This window comes from Streptomyces sp. NPDC046122 (assembly GCF_056429965.1).
Genome location: NZ_JBWKLQ010000019.1, coordinates 83,102 through 89,755 on the forward strand (window position 1 = coordinate 83,102; position 6,654 = coordinate 89,755).

Here is a 6,654-nt window from a genome sequence, read left to right on the forward strand (position 1 = left end):
GGATTCTTGTTCCAACGGAGGACCGCTCCCCTCCTGGGGCTGGTACCCCCTCCGCTTCGGGTCTCCGGCCCCCCCCCCCCCTCCCCCCCCCCCACTCCGGCGCGCCCGTCACCTGCCCTGGCGGCAGCTGCTGAGGGGAACACGAGAAAGACCCCCGCTTCCGCGAGGGTCTTTTCCGTCTGTGCGCCGCCAGGGACTCGAACCCCGGACCCGCTGATTAAGAGTCCGATGGAGGAGGAGTCGGACGGTGCCGAATGATGCCGCGCCGGACCGTTTTCGCAGGTCAACCGGTGTCAGTTCGTACCGGCCACAACCGGTTCTCGACGGGGCGGTCCGGCGCCGCCGTTAGCCCGGTGCTAGCACGGCTGCGCTTGATAGTGCTGGGCATCAAGTCGAACGCCAACAACCTCGAACACGCAAGCGTCCAACGGCGGATGCAGCCTGCGCTCACGATGACATGACCCGAATCAACCACGGCCTGGGAGCGAGTCAACAAGCACGAAAGTTTCAAGTGGGGATGACAGCACCCAACAACATCCACGAGCACATGAAAATCTCAGTGGTATGGGAGCAGATGCGGGAGGGGGCTGGGGCCTCCCCCTGAGTGGTGGACACGCTGATACTGGATCTGCTTGATCCGGAGGAAGCGAGAAGACCGCCGATGGCGCTAAAGGACTATTCGGACGAGTTCAAGGCCGACGCTGTGGCCCTGTACGAGTCCACACCCGGGGCGACGTACAAGAGCATCGCCGCTGACCTGGGCATCAACCGGGCGACCCTGCGGGAGTGGGTGCTGCGGGACCGCGAGCGCCGTGGCGTCACCGCTGCGGGTGCGAAGCCGGCCGCCGGCCACCGGGCGGCGGTGCCGTCCGCTGATCCGGACGAGCGGGTCCGGCGGCTGGAGGCTCGGGTGGCCGAGCTCGAGGCCAGTGAGCGCAAGCTCGCCACCGAGCGGGACATTCTTCGCAAGGCGGCCAAGTATTTCGCCGGAGAGACGAACTGGTGACCAGCCGCTTCCAGTTCGTTGACGACCACCGGGCCACCTACGAGGTGAAGCGGCTGTGCCAGGTCCTGGCCCGTGAACTGCTGACGCTGCCCATCTCTACCCGGCAACGTGAGCTGTTCATAGCCGAGTTCATCCCCATGCCGCCCGCCGGCCTGACGACTGATCGGGTCGCCAGCAACGTCGAGGAGGCCCGTAAGGCCATTCGAGACATTCTGGCGTCTCCCACTTCGGTTTCGGTCTCACACACCGCCTACGGGCTCGTCCAGGCCGCTGGCGAGTACTTGGATCACGTCCGCCGCTCCCGCACTTGGGAAACCAAGCTCAACCGCACGCTCATCCGGCCGGAGCCGCTCAAGGCTCACGCGCTAAAGCTGGCGCGGAAGGTGGTAGCGGCCTGACAACACGCTTCCAATGTGACCCGGACCGGCTTCTGTCGGTCCGGGTCCTTTCCATCAAATAAACGAGGGTTTTCATCATGCCTACAACTTCCCGGACTCATACTCAGCGCCTGGACGAACTCCGAGCGATCCTTCGTGAAGACTACGGCCAAGAATTTGACCTGGCCGAGGTTACAGAAATTGCCGACTGGCTCACGCGGTTCTACACCGCCTTAATCAAGCTGGCTGTGCAGCGTCGAGTGGCTGAGCATGAAGCCGTCAAGGGCGACAACTCTTGAATAATTCCAGGAAGGTCGCATAATGGCCGGGCGGGGAACCCATTAACTATCCGGAATTGCCGGAGAAGGAGGTTCTACGAGCAACAATGAAAAATTACCATTAGCTGTCATCCTGGTCAGGGTGTCGAGCAAAGAGCAAGAACAAGAGGGCTACTCGCTACAAGCCCAGGAGCGCTTTCTGCGCGACTACTGCGAGCGAGCTGGCTTGAAAGCTGTTAAGCCGTTCCATATTTCCGAGACGGCGTCGAAGGTCGATCAGCGCAAGACGTTCAACGAGACCATGGCCTATCTGAAGAAGCACCACATCTTGCACTTTGTCTGCGAGAAGGTGGATCGCCTGCTGCGAAACTTCAAAGACACCGTCATGGTGGAGGAGTGGCTGGAGGGCGACGACATGCGCCGGCTGCACTGTCCCAAGAACTCGCTCGTGCTTCACAAGAACTCGTCTTCACAGGACAAGTTCGTCTGGGGCATGCATGTGGTGGTAGCCAAGAACTACACCGACAACCTGAGCGAGGAAGTACGTAAAGGGCAACTGGAGAAGATCCGACAGGGCTGGTTTCCGGCAACCCCGCCACCCGGCTACGAGAACGTGGTGGAGGGCGGCAAGCGGATCCAGCAGGTCGTACCGAAGGTTGCACCACTCGTCGTCGAAATGTTCAAGCTAGCTACGACTAAGCGCTACACCGTGAAGTCCTTAGCGCGGGAGATGACGAAACGCGGGCTGTTGATAAACGGGAAGCCAATCAAGGGTGACCGGGTCTTCCGGATGCTGCACAACCCGTACTACGTCGGCGTGATCCAGTGGAATGGAAGGCAATCCCCCGGCAGCCATGAGCCGATCATTGCAGTGGAGCTGTTCGAAAGAGTCCAGCGGACGTTGTCGCGGAGTGCCACACAGATTCAGCACTACCGCAAGCACCATCCTCTGTTTCAGGGGCTGGTCACATGCTCGGCGTGCAAGGGTTTGGTTGTCTGGGAAACCGCTAAGGGCTACTGGTACGGCAAGTGCCCGAAACCGCGAGCGTGCAGCCGGCGGCGCTTCGTCAGGCAGGAGGTAGTTGAGCAACAGCTGACCATCTGCTTGAACCGACTCAAAGCCCCCCGGCCTCGCCTCACCGCTTGGCTCAAGAGGGAGCTTGAGGCCGGCCTGCGATCCCAGTTGTCGCTGCAACAGGCTGCCGCGGAGGGTCTCAAGCACGAAGAAAGCCGAATCAAGGCCAAGCTAACCCTGCTCTACGACGACCGTCTTGAAGGTCGGGTCAGTGCGGGCGAGTACGACATGAAAGCGGTCTCGCTTCACTCTCAGCAGGCGGACATCTCTCGACAGCTCCGATCACTAGAGTCGGAAGACATGTCCTACCTCGAAAGCGCCTTTAGCTTTGTTGAGATGACTCAGCAGGCGGCTGATGAGTTTACAAAGTCCACGGATGGCGACCGAAAGCGTGAGTTGATCACTGAGCTGTTTGACAAGCTCGCTCTTGACGGTGAACAGCTACAGCCGGTCTACAACCCACGTGCCGCCTGGCTACTGGACGAAGTCCTGCCGATGGCGGGACCCGGAAACGATAAATTCGGACAAGGCGATTCCGACTCTGGGAAGACGAAAAAAGCCCCGGTTGGGGCTTCTCGTTCTTCTTGGCGGGCGGTCGCTAACAGTATTCGTACTTTGTTCGCCGATGATAGTCAATAGCTGACTGAACTTCTGGGCAGGTCAGCTGACTGCTTAGTATCTTGTGCCAACCGAAGCAACCTACATTGTTCCCCGCGCGGGGAGCCTCGGTTGGTTGTCTTTATATGGCCGCACCAATGGAATCTGTCCCATTACTAGCTCGGCGTCCCGGAGTGCATCGACTTGCTCAGGGCTTCCGCTCCAGGCGGGTGACCAGATCATTGAGCGGCTTGGTACCAGCCCCGATAACCAAGCCAGTCACCAACAGGTCCAGCCAATACCAGGGCCTGGCATCGGCGTGCAAGATTGTCCTGAGCAAGAGGATGTTGCTCGATGCCACCAAGAGAAAGCCGATGGCGGAGGCAACTCCCCAGGTGATCAACGCGGTTGCGTTGCGAGCCGCACTCAGAGTCCTTTCGGCCGTGCTGAGCTCCTCAGCACTGGCTCCCACAACTTTCTTCGCGTCAAGATCCGTCCTGGCGACTTCACTGTCAGGCCCAAGCTTCGGTGCGAATGGCTGGATGAGGCGCTCGATAGCAAGGGCGAAGACGAACAGCATGGCGAACATACTGACGTTTCCAGCGACCCGATACGGATCAGCCTTGTCGAAGAACCAGATATGTACCCCGAAGGCCAAGCCGTAGCCGACGCCGGCGATAACGTAGCCGATGAACCCTGCCACGCCCGATCCCATCTGCGCCCGGGGCTTGGGCTCTACCGGTTGCGTTTGCAGCTGTGTTGGCTCCATTTGCGTCACGGCCCCCTCATGCTCAAATTTCTCGTACCAAGGCACACCGCTTGGTGTCGGCGAACGGCCCTGCCGCCTTGCCACTGACGGCTGGAAAGCAATGGAGGTTCGAGGGCCCAGCTACTGCATGAGCCTCCTCGTCCATCGTCACTCCGATGGCCAGCGACCGCGACTTGTGTCGCGACGGGGCGGTTGGGCTGCTACACCAGCGCTGAGCGAGCGGTGTCTTGAGGCGGTAGCAACCCGCGCCTGCCGCTACACCCCTACCGCCAGGCAACCCACAGATACTCGCTGAGTGAGCAATGGGAAGCATTATGGCCGCTATACAACACGTCACCGGCAGCGAAGACTTCGATCTGCCGGCCCAGAGGGCGGACAGCTGACTAAGAAATCGACGGTGGCGCGGTCCCGCTGCCGAGAATCAAACTTCCGGCTGTTGACCGTCCAGTGAGCGCAGGGCAGTGCCGCCCTGCTCTACGCGACCTGAGCCCCGACGAGTGTCACGACCGACGGGGCTCATTGGTTTTCACACGAGGCCGAGCGCTGACAGCGTGGTCAGGGCAGAGCCCCATGGAAACGGCAAACGCGCCTCCCCCGTAGGGGACGGCTTCGGCCAGGGAATGTCCTGGTGGCGTAGGTGAGGATGCCGGCCACAGTGGCCACGATGATCGAGGCGAGCGCGCAGATGATGACCAGCAACACTTTGCAAGTAGTTGGGTCGCCGCTTTGCGCAGTCGGCGGCCGAGCTTCGATGCAGTGGCATGGTCTCTGCGCGCTTGGTACGGCCTGATGTGGTGGGACTGAGCCTTGGGAGCCTCAGCAAGCAGCTACACGCTCCTTCTGGGGATCTCATATGCGGGTGGCCTGCCCGCTGCATGAGGCATGAGCGGATTAGGTGGGCTGGTGTGACGGGTGATGAGCAAGTGAACTTGCTTACTCATCGCTCTGCCAAAGTTCGCTATGAGATTCATAGTTGGGCGTGTCAGACTCCCGCCAAGCGCATCGGAAGGCAGGGGGCTGGGACTGTGGCCGGAGTGACACATGCCAAGGCGACGATCATCGCAGCGATCATCGGCGGAGTCGCCCTAGTGATCGCCGCGGCCGTCGCGTTGTTGGGCGGCGGTTCCGAGCAGAACAACTCGTGCAAGAACGAGCAGCAAACTGCGCAGAACTGCGGCCAGGGCAACGAAATCAACATCGACACGGAGACGTCCACACCAGCCTCACCGACGGCGACCTCCGCCCGCCCGTCTTCGTGAGAGGCGAGCGGGACGACGAACGTGAACCGTCTCAGGCGACGCGCCGCCAGTTACTGCACGGCGACGCTGCTGGTAGTGGTGGGTGGAGTTACTGGGTGCTCCGAGCAGAACAACTCCTGCGTCAATACCTATAACTGTGGCAACCGTAACCGCGTCTCGGAGAGTAAACAGCAGCAGACCCCGGCGGCGCCGACCACCAGTGAGCCAGTTTCACGGCCTCCGACCAGTGAGTCTGCGACTCCCCACGAACCAAATGAGCCCTCGACGAAGCCTTCTGTGCCGCCACCGAGCTCTAAGCCTGCTCCCGAATCTCCGGGATCTCATGTTATGTCGGTCGTTTCTCGAAGCAAGCTATACGTCAGGGCCGAAGAGTACGTTGACTTGGACGGACGCGAAACGGCACCAGAGCCAGATCCCAGCAGCCATGAATTCTACGTAACTGGGGCGGGGCAGTCCTTTCAATTCACCACAAAGGACGGTTCCCCAGGATCGGCAGCAGTCAAATTTGGCCTATTGGGCTCAGAGGACATCCCGAACTGCGCAGAACACCGGGGGGCCAGCGCGTATGTGTCCGTCGGTCAGTTGCAGGGAGGCGAAGGGCTCTGTGTGCAGACCAGCGAACAGCGATGGGTGCTAGTCCGGATGTCGAGCGAGGACTCGGTAGTCGATGGTTCAATCAAGCTCGAAGTTAACTACCTGAGGGCGCCATAAAGGCCGAAGCTAGATTGTCGTTCTACAGGGCGATCCTGACTCTCGTGATCTCGTCGCTGGCAACTCATGCAGGATACGGCGGTGACGTATCCTTCATCCCCGGCAGGCTCGAAATCCTGCCGGGCTCTTTCAACTCTATAGCGCGCCGCATCCACAAGTGCAGCCGGCGAGAGATCGCCAGCAACTGGGTTGTCACAGCATCAAGGTGGTCGACCGTGAGCGGTGACGTCCGATATCCAGCTGGCTTACTATTCAAAGCTACGAGCGAACCATCTCGCTCGGATGCCCAGGCGGCATGCACGTAGGCGTTACGAAGGTCCATCGACGCCTTGGTGTCATCCAGAATTGCGACAAGAACCTTTCGCATGGATTCATTGAGGTATGAGGCGTCTCGCGCATATTTGCGACACTTGTCCGCAAGCCTGCCAACGGTCAGTCCTTTGAGGGCAATGGCTTCAGACTCGTCCGCTGCCAGCACGTAACCAGTGAGCGTTTTCAGCGTGGCCACTGATCGGGTGACGCCGGTCAGGTCGAGGTGAGGGCCGCAACGCACAAAGCCCCCGTGCCGTTGAGGGAGGTGTT

At 60.5% G+C, this 6,654-nt stretch carries 7 protein-coding genes; 5 read left to right on the top strand and 2 right to left on the bottom strand.

The genetic code is table 11. The annotated features are described in order from the left end of the window. Window positions 1–661: 661 nt before the first annotated feature. From AC07FK_RS31485 to AC07FK_RS31500, 4 genes are all read left to right on the top strand, one after another. Window positions 662–1,006 (top strand): transposase, encoded by a 345-nt coding sequence (locus AC07FK_RS31485; RefSeq protein ID WP_479108333.1) that lies wholly within the window; start codon window positions 662–664, stop codon window positions 1,004–1,006. Next, complete coding sequence (locus AC07FK_RS31490; RefSeq protein ID WP_479108334.1) at window positions 1,003–1,404, top strand: DUF932 domain-containing protein; 402 nt, start codon at window positions 1,003–1,005, stop codon at window positions 1,402–1,404. Before AC07FK_RS31485 ends, AC07FK_RS31490 begins: the two co-directional genes overlap by 4 nt. 77 nt (window positions 1,405–1,481) lie before the next feature. Further along, window positions 1,482–1,682, top strand: a complete 201-nt coding sequence (locus AC07FK_RS31495) for a hypothetical protein (protein ID WP_479108335.1) — start codon at window positions 1,482–1,484, stop codon at window positions 1,680–1,682. Window positions 1,683–1,794: 112 nt separating this feature from the next. Further along, window positions 1,795–3,375, top strand: coding sequence for a recombinase family protein (locus tag AC07FK_RS31500; protein ID WP_479108348.1), 1,581 nt, complete (start codon window positions 1,795–1,797; stop codon window positions 3,373–3,375). Between the two features lie 166 nt (window positions 3,376–3,541). Here AC07FK_RS31500 and AC07FK_RS31505 read toward each other — a convergent pair whose 3' ends face one another. Beyond that, window positions 3,542–4,111 carry a hypothetical protein gene (locus AC07FK_RS31505; RefSeq protein WP_479108337.1) on the bottom strand — a complete coding sequence of 190 codons (570 nt, stop codon included), beginning with the start codon at window positions 4,109–4,111 and terminating at the stop codon, window positions 3,542–3,544. Between the two features lie 1,025 nt (window positions 4,112–5,136). Here AC07FK_RS31505 and AC07FK_RS31510 point away from each other — a divergent pair. After that, on the top strand, window positions 5,137–5,361 hold the full coding sequence (locus AC07FK_RS31510) for a hypothetical protein (protein ID WP_479108338.1): 225 nt from the start codon (window positions 5,137–5,139) through the stop codon (window positions 5,359–5,361). A 775-nt stretch (window positions 5,362–6,136) separates the two neighbouring features. On the opposite strand, the gene AC07FK_RS31515 is transcribed toward AC07FK_RS31510, so the two are convergent. After that, window positions 6,137–6,654, bottom strand: a 518-nt coding sequence (locus tag AC07FK_RS31515) for a hypothetical protein (protein ID WP_479108339.1), incomplete at its 5' end; no start/stop codon positions are given.

Bases quoted from the DNA above. Each gene is read 5' to 3' on its own strand.
- AC07FK_RS31485 (WP_479108333.1), top strand. From the start codon at position 662: ATGGCGCTAAAGGACTATTCGGACGAGTTCAAGGCCGACGCTGTGGCC.
- AC07FK_RS31495 (WP_479108335.1), top strand. From the start codon at position 1,482: ATGCCTACAACTTCCCGGACTCATACTCAGCGCCTGGACGAACTCCGA.